We start from the raw sequence: 18,598 nt of genomic DNA on the forward strand, positions 1-18,598 counted from the left end.
CGAAGGAGAAATGCTCCAGCGCGCCGCTGTAGCCCAGCGACGGGTTGGTGTACGCGTTGGTGCTCCGGCTCTGGTCGTACGAGCGGGACGACGACAGGCCGATGCCCGCCTTGGGGGTGATCGTGGCGCCGCCGGCCGTCAGCGGCACCTTGAAGGCGGCGTTGACGCCACGGGAGGCGCCGGCGCTCTCCGAACTGCCCGTCGAGCGGTCGGTCGTCGCCTCCTGCGGGCCGATGTTCTTCTCGCCGTACGGCCGGTACGGCGCCTCGGTGTGGGTGGCCCGGTGGTGGTGGATGTCGGTCAGCCGGACGTGGACGGTGTGCGCGCGGTGCCCGGAGCCGCCGGGCACGGTGAGTGTCAGGCCGCCGTCGACCAGGCGGCGCGCGAGGTTGTTCGCACCCAACCGGTCGAGGTGCGCCCCGAGTTGGGCGCGTACCGAGGACTCCAGGCGTGCGCGGAGGCCGGCGTCGATGTGCTCCGCGGCCGGCAGCAGCGCGGTGACCAGGTCGCCGAGGCCGCGGTCCTGCCGGGCACCGGGCAGATCGGCGCCGTCGAAGCGGACCCCGCCGAAGGACACCACGGAGCCGAACACCCCGAGCGGGAACTGCGGCGCCCGGCCGGGAACGTGCACCGCGCCGAACCCGACCGGCGGCACGGGCGCCGGGGAACGCCGCTGCGTGTTCTGGACGGGCGTGTAGGTCGTCTCGTGGATTTCCTGGACCGTGTGGATCCGGTGGACCGTGCGGACCTGGTCGGTCTCGGGGAACTGCTGGGTGTTCCCGGTCAACTCGTAGGTCTCGTAGACCTCGTAGACCTCGTCGGTTTCCTCGTCCTCGGGTGTTTCGGAGAGGAGGTGCTGGGTGTTCCCGGTCAACTCGTAGGTCTCGTAGACCTCGTAGACCTCGTCGGTTTCCTCGTCCTCGGATGCTTCGGGGAGGAGGCGCTGGGTGTTCTCCAGGATGTCGTCGGTCTGTTCGGCCGAGGCGAAGCGTGCGCGGAGTGCGTCGAGGTCGGGCAGCAGTTCGGGGAAGGTGTCCGCGCCCTCGCCCAGCGCGTGCAGCTCGTGCGGCGCCGCGAGCAGCCTGCCGTCGGCAGCCACGTCCACGGAGACGATCGTCCCCTGCTCGACGGGGAGCAGCGGAGCGGGATCCTGGCGCCACATGGAGTGACCGGACTCGGACCACAGCACCCGGCCGTCGAGGTTGACGGCGCGCAGCGAGGGGCGCGGGGTGTGGAAGAGCACGAGGGAAGCCGCGCCGGGACCGGCCTCCAGGAGCTGCGAGGTGATCTCCGAGGCCGCCGACAGCGGGGCGTCGCTGCGGACCACGGAGGCCACGGCGTACCGCAGCGTGTTCCACTGCTCCAGGAGGTCCGACGGCTGCTCCGCACCGGCCGCTTGCCCGCCCGGCGCCTGACTCCCGGCCGCCGACTGGGCCAGCGGCGCGCCGACGTCGATGGTGACCGTGTGGCGGGCGGCGGCCCTGCGCAGGCCCTCCAGAGTGAGGGCCTGCCCCCGCCGCTTGGCGTCCTGCGCGGCCGTGACGAGCAGCCTGCGGCTCCCGTGGGTGACCGGTGCGGCGCCGAAGGCGTGCCGGACGAGACCGTCGAGCGACGAGGGCGTCAGACGGCCGGGGCCGCTGAGGCGTTCCCGCTCGGCCAGTCCGGCCAGCCGGCGCAGGGTCACGAGCACGGCCGTGTCCCGGCCGGCCCCGAACTCCGCCACCGGGTAGAGCGCGTCGTGGACGTCCATCAAGTCGCCGGCCCGCAGGTATTCCGCCAGTTCCATCGGCAGCGGTGCGGCCATCCCCACCAGCCGTCTCACGGTGCCCAGTTCGCCGCGCGGGCGGAGGCGGTACGCCAGGTCCGCCTGCTGCGCGGGGGACAGCCGGGGGCGCGGGGTGGCTGCCGGGGCGGTCCCGGCGGCGCTGACGTCGCTGGCGTCGGTGATCCACTGGAGCGGCAGCCACTGGTCCCGCAGCGCGGTGTTGAGCGGGGCGGATGCCTCGCCCGGCGGCCGCTGGGCCGTCGTCGAGTACGTCCGGGCGACGTTGACGACGTACTCGGGGCCGGTCATCGCGGAACTGGCGTCGATGAAGTGCTGGTACTTGGTCAGGGCGCCGAAGTGCGTCAATCCCCAGGCCGCGTGGTCCTTGCGCGACTCCAGGGCGGGGATCCGGACGACGGGCAGTCCGGTCAGCAGCGCGCGCAGGAAGGCGGACCCGGGCGGCGTGACGATGAGGTTGTTGCCGTGGTCGCCCCGGGCGTACCGGTAGCGCGCGACGCTCTCCAACTGCTGCTCGCGGGTCGTCCCGATGCCGATGTCCGCGTTCCGCAGGCCACCACGGATCCGCTGGAACGAGGCGTTGTCACGGAGCAGCGGTGCCAGCAGCGGGAGGTTGGGGCCGTCCACGGCGAGCCGGAGGTCGTCCGTGGGCAGCGTGAACGCGCCCGGAGCGAGGTCGACGTCCAGGTACACGCCGCCGCGCTGCCACAGCACGCCGTACCGGACGACGTCACTGGCGGCCGCGAAGGCGCCGCGGGACAGGGCGAAGCCGACGAGGTCGCGGGCCTTGTCGCGGACCTCTTCCGGGAGCGGGTCGTAGAGGTTCGCGTCGTTGATGTGCTGGACGGTGACGGTGGCGAGGTCGCCGGTGAGCAGCGGCTCGTTGGCCTCGCGGGCGTCACCGTCGAGCCAGAGGTTCACCGTCCAGCCGGAGTTGCCGGCGTTGCCCACCCAGGAGCGCAGGTTGTCCAGGGCGCCGTCCGCCATCCGGCCGCCCAGCCACACGAAATGCAGCTCGCGCGGGACGGTGGCCAACGTGCCGTGGGTGCCGCCGACCGTCAGAGTCTCCGGCATCTGCTGGAACGTGAGGGACTGCAAGGCCCCCCAGTTGCCTTCCGCGACACGTACGTCGAGTTCGTGCTGGAGTGCGGCCTGGCTGAACGGCTCGGCGGGCTGAACCTCCGGCAGTTCCTGTTCGGCCTGCGGCAGGTGCTGATCGGACTGCGGCATCGGCCGCGGTACGTCGATCGTGGCGGGCGGCACCGTGGCCCCGGCCGCCGACTGCGCGCCGCTGCCGCCGGTCTGCGCCGATGAGGTGGCCGCCGCGATCTGCGGCAGGAACGTCCGCCACGCACCGCGGTTGCCCTGGGCGTCGTGGTAGAGGAGGAAGCTGAATTCCTTCACATGCGGCGTGGCGGCCAGTTTGGTGGTGGGCGCCACGACGCTCATGCCGGTCGCGTCCGCGATCTGCTGCGCGATCGAGTGGCCGTCCGCGTCCGTGGCGGCCGCCTCGCAGGCGCCCAGGATGATCAAGGCGTGCTTCCCGGCACGCTCCCTCAGCTCGACGACGCTGCCACGCCGCCCGAGCGCCCGGCCGAAGGCCGCTCCCGACATCCGGACCGGCCTGCCGTTCACCGGAACGGTCAGCCAGCCCTTCTCGCCGTGCAGCAGGGCCAGGTACAGCTCGTCCCCGGGCTGCCAGGGCACGGTGTCGAGGTCGGCCCCTGACACCGTGTGCCGTACGGGCGCTCCGTCCGGGGTGCTCACCTGACGGTTCGGGTCGTAGTGCGCGAAGTGCCGCTTGGTGAGGTCGAGATCGGTGTGGGTGAGCAGCCGCTCCCGCACGTCGCTCTCGGTGTGGAAGGACCGGCCGGCCGGCCGCAGGGAGCCGGGGGCGACGATGAGCAGGTTGTCGATGTCGGCGGCCTTGACGGTCACACCGTTCGACGTCGTCAGCTCCAGGTCCTCGTAGCCGGCGTTCTCCTGCTGGAGTTCCAGGTCCCGCAGGGCGGACTGGTCCCGGAACCACTCCCGTGCTTCCGGGTGCAGACGGTCCCGGGGCGGGTTGACCGGCCGCGGGTCGTGGTAGGCCGCGTACGCCTCCGCGAACCATTCGGCCGGTGTGGAGAACTGGTAGTTGGAGACGGCGTGGGCGCGGGCCGCGGCGGCGTAGCTGATCCAGCCGCCGGCGTCCTTGCCGACCTGGTAGATGCGCCCGTTGTGCTCCAGCTGTCCTGCGCCGCCGTCGTCGAGCGTCCACGGCTGCGCCATGGCGGCCTGAAGGTGGGTGACCATCGTCGTCAGCTTCTGGAACAGCGCCTCGTCGCCGCCGGCGAGCTGGGAGGGGATCCGCTCGATCTTTTGGGGGTCGGGCCCCCGGTGCTGCGGCATGTGCTTGATGCGGAGCGTCACCTTCGTGACCAGCGTCTCGAACGTGTCGGCACCCGGGGCGCCCGGGACGTGGCTGTCGGCGGTGATGCCCGCGCCTGCGAGGAACGCCTCCGCGACCTCGACGACCTCCCGGTCGAGGTCATGGGCCCGCCAGCCGCCGAACTCCGGCTTGCGGGCGTGTTCTTGGGACCACTGTGTCCGCGCGTCGGCGGAGTGGCCCACCTCGTGCCGCAGCGTCCACTCGGCGAGGTTGCCGTGCGCCAGGACGTCGGAGACACCGGCCATCACATGGCGGCGCGGTTCCGTGATCCCGAGAATGTCGGCGATCTTCAGGCCCGAGTAGCCGTTCAGCGCTACCAGGTCCATCACCCACCGGAGCGCGGCGCCGTCACGGCCGAGCCACGTGTACATCCAGAAGGGCATACGGAACGGGCGGGCGATGCGGAGGGACCGGTCGTCGTACCTGTACGAGCTGACGGCCACGCCGGTCTCGTCGTTGGTGATCGCTTCGAGCAGCGGGTTGTCCTCCACGTCCCGCCGGGGCAGGGCGTCGAGAACCTGCTCGATCTTGTCGAGCATGGAGTGGCTGAAGTGGTACCCGGCGCTGCTCTCCCCGGCACCGATGGTCGTGCCGAACCGGCGGGTCAGCTCCGCCTCGCGGTCACTCGCGCCGGTGTTCCGCAGCCACGCCCCGACCGTCCGCGGCAGGTCGTCCGGGACCGGCCGGGACATCACGTTGCCCTGCGCGTCCGGCGGCGGGAAGTCCAGGACCATGTCCTCCGGCGCGTGACCTGAGTAGGCGGCCAGCAGCTGCTCGAACTCGGGGTCGTCCGCGAAGGGGTCGAGGGGGTCGAAGAACGGCTGCGGCTGAGCGGCGACGCCCTGCGGCACCTGACCGCCGTCGAGCGGGTTCGCGAGGACGTCGACGGCGGGCTGCTGCTGAACACCGGCGGGGTGCTCCGTCGGCAGCATCCCGCGCAGCGCCAGGGACAGCGGGCTGTCGTGCGTCAGCAGTCCTTCCTGCGTCAGATTGTCGTAGGTGTGGGCGGCCCACTGCCGCGCCGCGGCGTCGACCTGCCCCAGGCGGCTCTCCACGCCCTCCCTGGCCGCGCGCAGCCGCGAGCGGGTGAGGTGCAGCGCCGTCTGCTCGCTGAGGAAGGTGAGACCGATCGCCCGGTGGTACGCGTCCGCTTCCCGCAGGGAGGTGAACTCCGTGGACCCGGGGTTGGGGAAGAAGTAGGCGAACGGATCGGTGCGGATCACGATCGTGTGGTTTCCGGCGGGGAAGTGCCGGCCGTCGACCGTCGTCCACCTGTCGGGGTGCGACGCGAGGCTCTCGCGGGTCTGCCGGGAGACTTCGGCGAGCGTCCCGTCGAGCTGCACCTGCGTGTCCTCGGGACGCACGCCGACCGCTGCCAGCCACTGCGCGACGGGCAACGGCCCGCGCTCCAGGGCAGGGTCCAGCACCACGAGGTCGTCCGTGCCGGCCGCCGTCCTGACGGTGACGGCCGCGGCGATGTGGTAGTCCCACCGAATGGGCACGGTGGTCAGCAGGTTGGCGGCGCCCTCGCCGTTGAGCGAGTGCGTGGTCAGCTGGGGGCCGGTGCGGGAGACGATGACCTTACGGACCGGAGCGTTCCACTGCTGGAGCCTCATCGTGATCATGTGAGCCCGCAGGAAGCACCCGTCCTCCGGATGCCGGTTCGGCAACGGCAGCGGGCCGTACTCGGGGTGCTGGTACTCCAGCACCGCCAACTGCTCGTACCAGGACCGGACTTCCTGCTCGGAGACGGGCGTCGAGCGGGTGACGTCACCGAGCGCGTGAGCGATGAGCCATCCGCGTTCCGGCGTCTGGGCGGGGGCTTCGAGGGCGGCCCGCAGGCTCGTACCGATGAGCTGCTGGAACGCGTCCTCGACGGCCCAGATCTTGCGCAGGTCGCGGCCGAGACCGCTGACGTCGGTCAGGGCCTGCTCGTCGCGGCCGTGGACCATCTGGAAGTAGAGCCGCAGCGCGAACGCCTGCACCTGCGGCAGCCGCTCGAACGGCACCCCCTCCGCGACGTACCGCAGATCGATGTCCCAGACGGCCTGCGGTGCCTGGGGTCCGTAGAAGTGCTCCAGGACCTGCATCGCGCCCGTCGGGTTCAGCCTGTTGCCCGCCATGGCACGGGCGACGGCGTCGGGGAGCGTGGTCTGCGTCTGCCGGTGGAACTCGCCGTCGAAGTCGTCGAGGGCGAAGCTGCCGACCGGGCGGATATGCCCGTTCAGCAGCCCGGTCAGCGCGCCGAAGTCGATGAGCGGCAGGGCCAGCATCCGGGCGAGGTCACGGACGAACTGCTCGTCGTGGTGGGTGGTGGTGTCGTCGGTGCCGAAGATCTGGGCGTAGACGGGGTCCACGGCGTGGGTCGGTTGGGTGGCTTGCGGGTGGGGTTGGGTGGTGGTGTCGTCGGTGCCGAAGATCTGGGCGTAGACGGGGTCCACGGCCTGCGTCGCCGGGACGCCGACCGGGATCATCCCCGGCACCGTGGCGAGCCGGTCGAACGCGGCCTGCTGCGTCCGGTCCCGCCATACCCGGGCCTCCCGCAGGACCGCCGCCGCCGCGTCGAGGTGCGCGCGTGCCTCGATGAGAGCCCGGCCCAGGTTCTCCAGGCCCGCCTCGTCCAGGACGGTCGTCCCGCGCCGGGCCCGCCGGTCGGCCCGGACGAGCGCGTCGTACTCCCGCAGCCGCGCCTGGACGTCCGACTGCGCCTGCTCGTACCCGTCGGCGGCCCGGAACGCCGCGGTGACGTGGTCCTCCGCGTTCTCCAGCGCGGCGTCCACCGCGGCGGGGGACACCGCGCGGACCGTCGCCGGGGCGGCGGACGGCGTGCCCTGCGTGAGCGGCTCGGCGTCGAGCGGGATCAACCACGAGCCCCGCAGCCGGGTGCCTTGCGCGTCGGTCTGCGCGGGGGACAGGCCGGCCCGCCGCGCGGCCGCGCCGACGTGCTTCCGCGCCGCCTCCCAGGTCCGCCGCGCGGCGCCGAGCGCGTCGTGGGCCCGCTGCGCGTCCTGCCCCGCCTGCTCCAGCCGGGTCGTCGCCTCCCGCGCGGCCGCCTCCGCCCGCGTCAGGCGCGTCTTCGCCTCCCGCAGCTCCTCGCGCACGCGCTCCAGCCGGTGCGCGGCCTCGTCGGCGCCCCGGCCCGGCTGCCGCTCGGGCACCAGCGCCGCCAGGTCCTCGGGCGTCAGGGCCGTGCCCCGCGGGTCGAGGAGCTGCGCGACCACCGGTGCCGTGCCGGCCCCCGGGGCCACGGACGACGGCAACATCGCCTGCACGGACGGGAATCCGAACCCGACGCCGTCGGCACGGGTCCAGGCCGTGCCGTAGGCGCCCAGGTGCTCGGCGGTCCACACCGGCGCGCCCCACCGGCCCGCGCCGTCCCGGGCGAGTACCTGCGCACGCGCGCCCCGGCCGAGCGCGCGCAGCGCCGCGTCGAGCCGGGAGACGGCCTCCGGGCCGCTGCCCAGGTGGACATGGCCGGACGGCAGGTGCCGCACCTCCGGGACCGGCTGCTGCCGATCGGCGTCCCGCGCCGGCGTCGCGGCGCGGGCCTGCGCGTTCCGCTCCGTCCGCACCAGACCGGCGTGCGTCCGGAAGCTGTCCTCCAGGGCGGCCTGTGCCTGCCGGTGCGCCGTGTCGGCCGCTACGAGAGTGGTGCGCGCCTCCTGGTACGCCGCCGACGGCTGCCGCAGGCCGGCCGCGGTCTCCCGCTCGGCCTTCCGGGCCGTCACCAGAGCGGCCGCCGCCTCGGCGGTCAGTGCCGCCTCCCACTCCGCCTTCGCCGCGGCGAGGCGCCGCTCCGCCTGCGCCGGCAGCGCGTCGGCCCCGTCGCGGTCGATACCGGCGAGGGCCTCATCGGCGGCGCGGGCCCGCGCCCGGTCGTGGGCGGCCAGGACCGGGTCGGTCTGTGCCGCCGCGTCCGCCCGCGCCGTCCACTGCGCGTGGCGCCGCACCTCGTACCGGTCCGACCGGGCCCGCCGGACCGCGTCCGCGGCCGCCGTCAGCTGTTCCTTGGCCGCCTGGGAACGGGTCAGCGGCCGCGTCGGCACACCGGACACCGGGGCCGGGTGCACGACGGCCGGGTCCGCCGCCGTGTCCCGCGCGGGACGGAACTCCTCGTGCAGGGCGGTCCAGTCGTCGCGGAAGGCCCGTTCCTCGGGCGCGAAGCCGCCCAGGGACGGGTCGTCGAGGTGCGCGGCGAGAGCCGGGCGGGTGCCGTAGCGGTTCCGGAAGATCTCGCCCGCCGCGCGGTCCTTCACCTCCAGGCGTGCCTCGGCGGACAGCCGGGTGCCCACACCCTCCAGGACCGCGTCGGCGGCCGCCCGCCAGGACGTCAGCCGCGCGTCCGTGCCGGTGGCGGGCAGCGGACGGCTGCCGTCGGCGAGCCCGTCGAGGAACGTCGTGGCGGCGTCGGCGAGCGCATCGGACAGCTCCGCGACGATCCGCCGCCGGCCCGCTTCGCTCACCTGCTGCGGGCTGCCGAGCACCTCGTCCCTGAGCAGGCCGGTGGCGTCCGACAGCTCCTGGTGGAAGACGATCCGGCCCCGCACGGCGGCCGGGCCGAGCAGCGCGTGCACCTCCTCCGGCAGCGCCGTGAAGACGCCGCTTGCGGTGTGCGTGTCCGCGACGGCGCGCAGGTCCCGCGGCAGGCTCGCCCGCACCTGCGCGAGCAGTTCCTCCGTCGTGTCCGCGCGGCCGAGCGCCGCGTCCCGTACCGCCGCGTCGATCCCCGGGACGAGGACGTGGTCGACCGCGATGCGCGCCTGGAGCTTCGACGCGGCCTCGTCCAGCGCCTTTTCGGCCTGCGCGGCGTCGTACGCGGTGAAGTCCTGGAAGGCGTCGTCGTGTTGCGAGGCGCGGGCGAGGGTGGCCAGTGCCTGCGCCTGCTGCTCGCCGCGCAGCGCACCCGGCACGGTGCCGGCCGGGGCGGCGCTCCGGGCGGTCAGCTCGTCGAACGTGCCGAGGACGCGGTCGACCCGCAGCAGCACCCGCTGCGCGTGCGCGAAGCGGTCCGGAAGGGTGTCCGCGAGGGTGTCCACCGGGCCGGCCGGCGAGGAGGCTTGCGCGCCGTCCCGCGCGGCGTGTGCCGCGGCCCGTACGTCCAGGACGTAAGCCTGCGTGACGAGCTGCACCAGCTGCCCGCGCCGTTCGCCGCTCAGGGACGGGCCCGCCGGCAGGTGCCGCTCGGCGTACTCCGCGACGGCCCGGCGCGCCGCGGCGGTCCGCGTCACATCGTCGAACCGCCGGGCGTAGCGCTCCGTCAGCTCGGCCAGGCGCCGGTCGGCCTGCTGCTGCCAGACCCTCTCCAGGTCCGCCGGGCGCGGGTGCGCGGCTGGCGTGGTGTTCCACGGGCCGCCGACGAGCGCATCGAAGTCGCGGACCAGGTCCTCGCGCAGCGCGTCACGCACCGCCGTGCGGTCCTCGTCGGACAGCCGCCGCTCGGGGCCGCCCGCGTGCTCCGGCGCGTCGAGCCGTTCCCGTTCGGCCGTCTCCTGCCACGCCCGGTAGGTGTCGTCGGCCCGCCGGTCGAGCTGGTCGACGGCGGCGTTGCGCCGCTCCGCGAGCGCCATGCGGACGTCGTGGTGCGCGAGCAGCGCGGAGGCGGCGGACGGCGCGTGCGCAGGCGCCCCGACGGGCCGCGGGACGGTGGTGAGCGGCGCCTGGGGAAGGGTGGCCGCGCCGGCGTCCTGCCCGGCGTCCCGCTCCGTCTTCGCGGGGGCGTCCCGGTACGCCGTGACGGGCTCGGCGCGGTCCGCGTGCGGGGCCGCGGCGTCGTGGTCGTGCAGCCAGGACGGGGAGAGGTCGTGCGGCGCCCACACCCGGCGGTACAGGGCGAAGTGGTCGGCGCGGAACGGTGCCCCGAAGCGCGCGCGGACGGCGTCGTCGACCGCGTGGGCGTCGGCGAGAGCGGCGTACGCCTTGTCGCCGGCCTGTAGGGCGGCCGCCGCCTCCGCCGCGAAGTGGAGGTGGCCCGGGAGCGCGTTCTCCAGGCGTGCGAACCGGTGCTGCCACTCCACGACGCCACCGAACAGCTCGTCCGTGCCCAAGCGCGACCCGCCGAAGGACGCGTCGAAGTCGGCCGCTGCGCGCTCGCGGAAGCCGGCCGCAGCCAGGCCGGCCGCCTCGTCCGTGAGGGGGCGTCCCAAGCCCGCGGCCTGCTGTTCCGCGAGCTGCTGCGCGAAGACCCGGTCGGCATCGGCCAGCGCGGACAGCTTGGCGGCGGTGGCCGTCAGCTGCGTCCGGATCGCCTCCTCGCCGGTCAGCCCGGCGTACGTGGCGTCCCACCCGGCGAGCAGCTCCCCCGTCAGGTCGTCGGCGACGGCCCGGTCGAACGCGGCGTTCACCGCCGCTGCGGTGGCGTGCTGGACCGACGCCACGGCCGAGGCCAGCGCCCGGTCCGGTGCCAGAGCCGGGAAGTACCGCAGGAATTCCTGTGCGGAGCCCGACGTCCCGCCGAGCGCCGCGGCGGCGTCCTCGACGTCCTTGAGCGAGCGCACCATGGCCGCCTCGCGGACGGTCTGGATGACCAGCTGCGACGGCAGCTCCTCCAGCACGGCGGCGTACTCCTGGTGCCACCGCGCCAGCGCCTCGGGGTTCTCCCCGCGTGCGGCCGCGAGAGCGCCGGGGCCCGTGTGCCCGGCGAGCGCCTTGTCGAGCGCGGCGAGCTGCCGGTCGCTGACGGTGTCGCGGCCCGCCTGCGAGAGAGTGTGGTCCTGCGCCCCCGACTTCTCCAGCAGCGCCTGCTGCGCCTTTGTCAGGTGGGCCGCGAGGTCCGCGCCGATGGCGTCGAACTCCCGGGCCGCGCGCCCGCGTTCCGACACGTGGAACGCGCGCAGGTCCAGGGCGTCGGGGAGTGCGCCGAGCAGCTTCTGCAACTGCGTCAGGCCCGTGCGTACGTTGGCGGACAGACGGGTGCCCCGGGCGTCAGCGGGCGACGCGAACGTCGCACGGACGTGGATGTCGAGCTGCTGCTCGAACAGTTCCCGCTCCTCCGCCGCGACCTGCGTGACGAGCTGCTCGTCGGGTGCGAAGGCCGGCGACGCGGCGCCGGATTCGCGCAGCGACAGACTCCAGGAGCGCACGGCGCGGTCGAAGGCGGCACGGCCCCGGTCGAAGGCGGCCTCGCGCGCGGCGTACAGAGCGATGCGGTCCTGGAAGGATGCGCGCAGCTCGTCCAGGGTGCCGTCGCCGAGCTCGCGGAAACGGGACGCCTCATCGGCCAGCCGCTCCACCTGCTGCGCCGACAGCGTGCGGCCCTCGGCGCGCGCCCACTCCTCGACGGCCACGAGCACCTGCTGCCGGTACGCGGCGTCGTCGCCCGCCTGGGAGAGCAGCCGGTCGTACTCCGCCTGGAGCCTCTGCTCGCCGGCGTGCATGACCGTCGCCCGCCAGCCACCGGACCCGTCGTACGAGGGGACGGGCGTGTAGGCGGCGTGCGCGCCGTCGAGCAGGCCCGGCTGCTCCCGGAGCTCGGCACCCCGGTGCAGTACGGCCATCCGCTCGGCGTACTGCTTCTGGACGGCGGTCAGCGAGCCGGGGTCGCGCTCCAGGGACTCGATCGCCTGCGCCCGGTGGAGGTGCGCCTCCCCGGTGAGGGTCTCACCGCTCCAGGCCGACCGCGGGTGGAAGTCGTAGGACTTGCTGTACGTCGTGAAGCGCTCCAGCAGGTGCGACATCGGCTCGGCGCGGTCGGCCAGCCGCAGCGCCGTGGCCCGCACGGTCCGGTCCGTCAGGGCCCGGCCTTCCGCGGCCGGCGCGACGTGACTGTCGATGTACTCCTGCTCCAGCCGGGCCAGCTTGGTCTCGTACCACTCCCCGGCCCGGCTGTCCCAGTCCGGTTGGTGACGGCCGAGGTCGTTCTCCCACATCCGTCCGTTGATCAGGCCGGGACGGGGCGTGAGCGGGCCCTGGCGCAGCACCGAGCGGAACTCGCGCCGCAGGCCCTCCCTGACCCCCCAGTCGGTCCGCGCCTGCTCATAGGCGGGCCGCACCGCCCGCGCGGCGGCGTCGGCGGCCGCGGCTTCGGTGAGCCCGCGCTCGACGCCGTCGGCGAACAGGACGGTGAACTCGCCCTTGAGATCGCCGGCTTGCCGTGTGCTGCCGAAGGCGTGCAGCACCATGTCGTCGTCGAGGTGGGAGCGGTAGTACTGCCAGGACCGCTGACGGAGGTATTCCTCCCGGTCCGGTACCGGCTCCCGCTCCCGCCTCGGGGCGGGTTCCCGGACGAGCTCCTGCTGCTGCGGTGCCTGGTCGCGCGTCTCCGCGTCCGCGGACCGCCGCTCCTGCGTCTGGAGTTGCTCCTTTGCGGTGTGCTTCTCCGTGCGAAGCTGCTCCGGCACCTGCTGCTGCCCGGTGAGGTCGTGGCCCGGCCCGTCCGCGGCGTCCTTGCGGCCCGCGGGGGCGTCCGCGGTGTCCTTGGCGCCTGCGGCACCGGCGTCCTTCTGCGCCTGGTGCTCCTTCAGTTCCTGGGGGGTCCTGACCTCCTTCGCCGCCCGTGCACCGTCGAGGCCCTTGCGGAAGCCGTCGGCGCTGTGCTTCTCGGCGTCCAGCCAGCTCTTGAGGTCACTGGCGCCGGGGCGGCGGAAGTGGTCGTCCAGGGCGACCCAGTCGTGCCGGAAGGATTCCGCCACGTCGTCCGCGCCGAACCTCTGGCCGCCGTGCGGGGTGTAGTCATCAAAGACGCTGTGACCGCCGAACCGCCTCTCGAAGACCTCGCCCGCGTCACGGGTGGCGACCTGCCGGGACTCGTCCATGGCCAGTTCGGAGTCGAAGCGGCCCAGGGTGGCCCGGGAATCGTTCTGCCACGCCCGGAAGCGCGGGTCCAGCTCCCCGTTCAGCAGCGGATCGCGGCCGGTCCGCACGCCGCCCAGGTGGGTGTCGGCAACCTTCTCCAGCTCCGAGGCGAGCTTGTCGTGGACCCGTTCGAGGCCGTGCTCGTCGTACAGCAGGTGACTCCGGTCGGCCTCGGAGCGCAGGGTGCGGAGCTGGGCGTCCAACTCCTCGTGGTAGCGCAGCCGGCCGGCAAGACCGCGCTCGCCCGTCATCGCCCCGATGGCCGTCCGGCTGTGCCCCGCCGCGTGCCCGGCGGCGTACGGCTCGGCCCTGCCGCCCGAGGGGAAGGGGCCGAACGCGTCGTCCACGGCGGCCTTGAGGTCCTTCTCCAGGCTCCCCACGGCTGCGTCGACGGCCGAACTGTCCATGTCCCGCCGGAACCCCATGTCCTGGAGCTTCGTCTCCAGGCCCGGCAGCAGCTCGCGCTCGATCCGCAGGTGTTCCGTCAGCTTCAGCGAGGTGCCGTTCAGCGCGAGGTCGGACGCCTCCCGCGTCCCCATGCCCGTCGCGCGCAGGTCCCGCATGCCGTGGTACGCGTCCAGCAGCCGTCCACGGGTGGACTGGCGCCACTCCTCGCGCCTGAGCTCCCGGGCGGCGCCTTCCCCGAGGTCGTCGGCTGCGCCGGCGCCGGCGTCGTAGCGCTTCATCAGTTCGTCGGCCCGCAGCTCCGCCGCGCGGGCGAAGTCGAGCCGGTCGCCGAGGGTGCCGACCGGGTCGGTCCCGCCAGGACCGGCCTTCCGGGCCTCCGCCAGGTCGTGCACGTACTTCTGCTTGACGAGGTGGGCGAGACCGTCGGGCAGGGGGTTCTTCCGGAACTCCGGGGTCGCCAGGGCGTCGTCGACGGCCTTGCCGGCCGCCGGATCCCAGTCGCCCTCGCGGAACCGTGCGTCGAAGCGGGCGGGCAGTTCGTCGATGAGCTTTTGGTGGTAGGCCGACCAGGAGTCGTGCAGCGCGTCGCGGTCGAGGTTCTTGACCAGGCCCCGCTCGGGCAGCTCGGTCAGCTTCGTGAAGTGCGCGTGCAGATCGGCGGTCGCTTCGTCCACCACCGCCTTGATGTCGGCGGCGGTGGGCTCGAACGCCGAGCGGCGGCCCGCCAGTTCGTGGAAGTGGTGGGCTCCCGACTCTTCCGCGGCGACCGCGGCCCGCTGGGCGGCGTCCGCGGCCCGGCCGGCCCCGTCGGCGGCGTCCGCGGCCCTCGCGGCGGCCCGCTCGGCCGCTTCGGCGGCCTCCCGGGCGGCGGCGGCCGACTCGCGGGCCGCGGCCAGTCCGTCCGCCGTCGCGTGGGTCGTCCCGCCCTGCCCGATCCGGTCGGTGGCCGCCTTGGCGGTCGCCGCGGCGTCCGTGGCCCTGGCGGCCGAGTGCCGGGCCGCGGCCGCGGCGTCGTCGGCGGTCCGGGCCGCGGAGTGGGCCTCCTTGGCCTTGGCGACGCCGCCATGGAGCGTCTCGGGGGCCTGCTTCCCCGAGGGGGCGGTGTGCTCGCCCCACGTGGTGGCGCGGCCCTCTGCCGGGACGGACCTCTGGGGCGCCGCTCCGCTCCGGCCGCCCTTTCCTGCGGCCTTCTCGGCGGCTTCGGCGGCCTCCTTGGCCGCGGTGGCCGCGCGCTTGGCCGCCTCGGCCGCTTCCCGGGCCGCGTCGGCGGCTTCCCTGGCGGTGCCGGCCGCTCCGTCGAACCGCTGGTGCGGCGGCTGCCAGTCCTTGGCCGCCCGGTTCACGTCGTCGGTCAGCCGCGACAGGTTCATGTTGCGGCTCTCGGCCACGTCGAGAACGGTGTCGTAGTAGTCGGTGAGCCGGGTCCTGGCGGCCTGGTGCTCGGCCGTCGCGGCGCCGGGGTGCGGGCTGTCGGGCATCCTCTCCGGGGCGTGCCACCGGACGCCGTCCATCCGTCCGTCCGACCAGATTTTGCTGTGCCCGGACATCCAGTCGTGGTGGAAGTCCGACCACATGCGGTCCGCGGTGGCCTGGTGCAACCCGTCCCGGCCTGCGGTGAGTTCGTTCCACGCCGCTTCGGCCCCGGCGGTCGCATCCGGCAGCTTCTCCGCGCTCGCCCGCAGCTCAGGTACCGACTTCTCGATGTCGGCGAGGGACGCGTCCAGCTTCGCCAGCGCGTCGTCGACCCGGGCGGGGGAGTAGTCGGTGCCCAGGCCCTTGCGGGTGTCGGCGAGGGCCCGGTGCGTGAGGTCGTTCTGCCACGACCGCACCTGATCGCCGTGCGCGCCCGGTCCGCCGGTGGGGCGGGAGCCGTGGGGCTGCTGGGCGTTCCACCGTTCCTGGACGCCGCTCTCGAAGCGGAAGCGCTCGTCGAAGCCCCTGTTGAGCCGGGACAGCCCGTCCTGGGTGAACTTCTCGATCTCCCCGGCCCGGGTGTCCAGCGGCTTGTTCCGGAGGTCGTCGAGCAGCGTCTCGGCGTCGCGCTTCAGCGAGGCGTGGACGCTGTCGGCGTGCTGCATCTTGGTGCCGGAGGTGCCGGGCCGGTCCGGGAGGCCCTTGTCCAGACGGGTGGGCAGGTCGTCGGCGAAGCGGCGGATGTCCTTGGTGGCCTGCACCTCGGCGTCCAGCCGCTTGATCAGGTCCTCTTCCTTGAGCGGCCACTTCTTCACGGCGAGGTCATGGGCCAGCTGCCGTTCCTTGGAGGTGAGTTGGGCCAAGGGCCGGAACTGCTGCTTCTTCGTGAGCAGCTTTCCGGCCTCCTTGTCCACCAGGTCGCCGAACGCCTGCTTCGCGCCGTCGGAGTAGCGGCCGTGCAGGGCGGTGGACTCCTCCTTGGTCAGACCTGCCCCGAATTCGTCCCAGGCGCTGAGGTGCTTGTCGACCGTGCCGTGGAACTCGATCTCCCGGCTCAGCCGGTCGGGAAGCCCGTCGCGCAGGCCGCGGGCCATCTGGTCGAACCGCTGGCCCTTGTTGCTGACCTGCCAGTGCGGTTTCGTCTTCAGCTCGCCGTAGGTGACCTTCGAGACGTGGCCCAGGCCCTCCTCGTACTCCTTGGCGGCCTTGCCGACGAGGTCCGCGTCATGGCCTGCGGCGCTCCACTGCTTCTTGGCCGACGCCACTTCGGTCTCGATCCGGGCGTCCAACTTCGTCTGCATTTTGTGCAGTTGGGCGCGGCCGCGGATGGTGTCGCCGAGCTTGTCCAGTTCCTTCTGCCACTGCTGCTCGGCCTTCGCGAGAGCGCCGGCGTGGACGTTGCCGCCCTCACGGAAGGGGGCGAAGGTCTTGTCGAACGTGCCGCGGGCGTCGCCCACCAGCTCGTCGAAGACCTTCTGGCGCTCGACGTCGTCCAGCGACCGGAGCGCCTTGGACGACGTGGTGGTCTCCGTGAACCGGTCCTGGAGCTTCTTCCCGCCTTCGTTGAAGTGCTCGTCCGAGGTGAGTTTCTGGACCCGTTCGGCGGTGTTCAGCTTCTCGGCGGTGTTCTTCTTCAGGTTCTCGCTCTCGGTGGCCCACGCCTTCTCCTTGGCGGTGGCGGCCCCCGACTTGTCCGTCTGTCCCGTCGCTGCGGCGGTTCCCTCGGCCCCGGCGCGGCCGCTTCCCGCGTGAAGGGGGGCGGGGCCCTCCTTCACGCCGGGCGCGGGCGCCTGGTGGTGGACGGAGTCGTCCGCGGTGCGGGAGACGTGGGTGCGGTCGGTGGCGTTCGTGCCCCCGGCGGCGGCTTCGTGGGACCTGCCGCCGGAGGACGCCGAGGTCTCGTGCGACTTCTGGGTGAGGGAGTTGGTCTCGGTCGCGTGCCCGGCTTCGTTCCTGGTGAGGTTCCCGGGGGTCTCCGACTGCGTCGTGCCCTTGGGCGGCGTCTCCTGCTTGGGCTGACCGGTGGGGGTCCTGTCGCCGGAGGGCTTGACCTCCGATGTGCCCTTGGTGGCAGGGGCCTTGTTCTCCACGACGTTCTTGGCGGCCGCGGACTCGTTCGCCATCCCGGCCCTGTGGTCGGTGCCGGCCGATTTGTTCTCCAGCGTCGGCATCTCACCGGAACGCACCGACGACGCGGGCCGCTCCGTCAGGCCCTTGCCCTCGGCCCCCGGGTGGAGGTCGGTCCCGGGCTTGCCGCTCTCCGGACGGAACTTGCCGTCCGCCGCCCCGGGCGCGTTGACGTCCTGGGGCTTCGGGCTTCCGGTGTTCCCGGCGGGGGCGTCCTGCCCTCGCACGCCGTGCGGGTCGCCCCCGGGGGCCGCGATGTCACCCGCGGGATTCCTGCCGGACGGCGGCTGCGGCGACGTCTGATGGCCCGGGTTCCGCAGACCCTCGTCGCCCACGTGCGCGGCGCTCTTGCCCGGTGTGCCGACCGCCCCGGGGCCGTTCCCCGGAACGGCGTGCTGCTCGGGGCGCGACGCGTGCGTGGAGCCGGGCCGTCCGTCGGCGGCGTGCGTCCCGTTCGACGGCGCGGTGTTCTTGCCGGTGTTCGGCGTGTGGACGGGTGCCGCGCTCGTCTTCGAAGGGTTCGCGTGCGACGTGGCGCCGTCGAGGTCGGCCGGTCGCTGGAGGGGCGGCTCCGTGTGGGGACGGCCACCGCTGTCCGGCGGCGCGATCACGCTCTTGTCGGCCCCGCGCGGGGGGGCCTTCGGGGGGTGGGCATCGGCGCCGTTCACCGGGATCTTCGGGTTGGGGGTGGTCCCCCCGACCGGGCCGAGCGTGTCCGTCTTCCTGGGAAGGACGTTGCCGCCGTTCGCCACGTTGCTCCCGGGGCCGTCCGGGAGCTTGTTGACGAGCTTGCTGTCGAGGTTGCCGACGCCCGGCGGCGGGGCGAACGAACCCTTCGGCAGGTCGAGCCCGGCCGCGCCCTTACCGCCTCCCATCGGCGGCACATCGACCTTCGGGTCGAACTTCGGCGCATTCAGCTTCGGGCCGCGGGTCAGGTCACCCAGCCCCTTCCGCAGCGCGCCGAGGCCCTTCAGCCCCGGAGCGAGGAGGCTTCCCGCCCCCGCGAGGCCGATGTTGAGGGCCTCGTGCTTCCACCACTCCTTGCTCCCGAAGTCGGGCATGTCGGTGTGGGTGACGGCGGAGGCGAGGGCCTCCGCGCCGATGTCGAAGCCGATCTGAACGACGATGTTCAAGATCACGTCGATCGCGACGGCGCCGGCGTAGACGGCCGCGAGCGCGATCCCCTCGATGACGGCGCCCATGGCCTCAAGAACCGAGGTCAGCGCCGCCACGATCGCGCCCAGCGGCAGCAGGACCGCCAGGGCGACGGCGGCGAGGAGGGGGAGCAGGGTGACGATCAACATCTTGATCGCCTGCATCTTCGCCGCGTGGAGCTCCTTGGCCTGCACCTCCTTCACGAAGTCGCCGAACGCGTTGATGGCGTTTCCGACATCCCAGGCGTGGTTGATGGCCGGCTTGAATTTGCTTTCCCGCAGAAGGGTCCAGGACCACTGGACGGCCAGTTCCCTGCTGTCCCCGCTCCATTGCATACCCTGGACGGATGTGTCCATGGCAGCCAGTCTTTCCCACAGTGCGTCACCGAATTCGATCCACGCATTGCCGAGGGCGTAGATATTGTCGGCAATGGTCGGGTCGGGCTCGTACATGACGACATCACCTGGGTGAAGAGAAAGGGAAAGGGGGAA

The 18,598-nt window shown here is 73.4% G+C and carries 1 protein-coding gene (cut by a window edge); it reads right to left on the reverse strand.

All coding sequences use genetic code 11. From position 1 onward, the window contains the following. A protein-coding gene (locus tag LIU39_RS11630) for a protein-glutamine glutaminase family protein (RefSeq protein WP_227046569.1) crosses the window boundary here: on the reverse strand, window positions 1–18,559 show its 5' portion. Its footprint begins 16,916 nt before the window's first position; the window shows 18,559 of its 35,475 coding nt (coding positions 1–18,559); it begins with the start codon at window positions 18,557–18,559; the stop codon falls past the left edge of the window. Window positions 18,560–18,598: the final 39 nt, after the last annotated feature.

The sequence above is a fragment of the Streptomyces pinistramenti genome, from assembly GCF_020564935.1.
Taxonomy (GTDB): Bacteria; Actinomycetota; Actinomycetes; order Streptomycetales; family Streptomycetaceae; genus Streptomyces; species Streptomyces pinistramenti.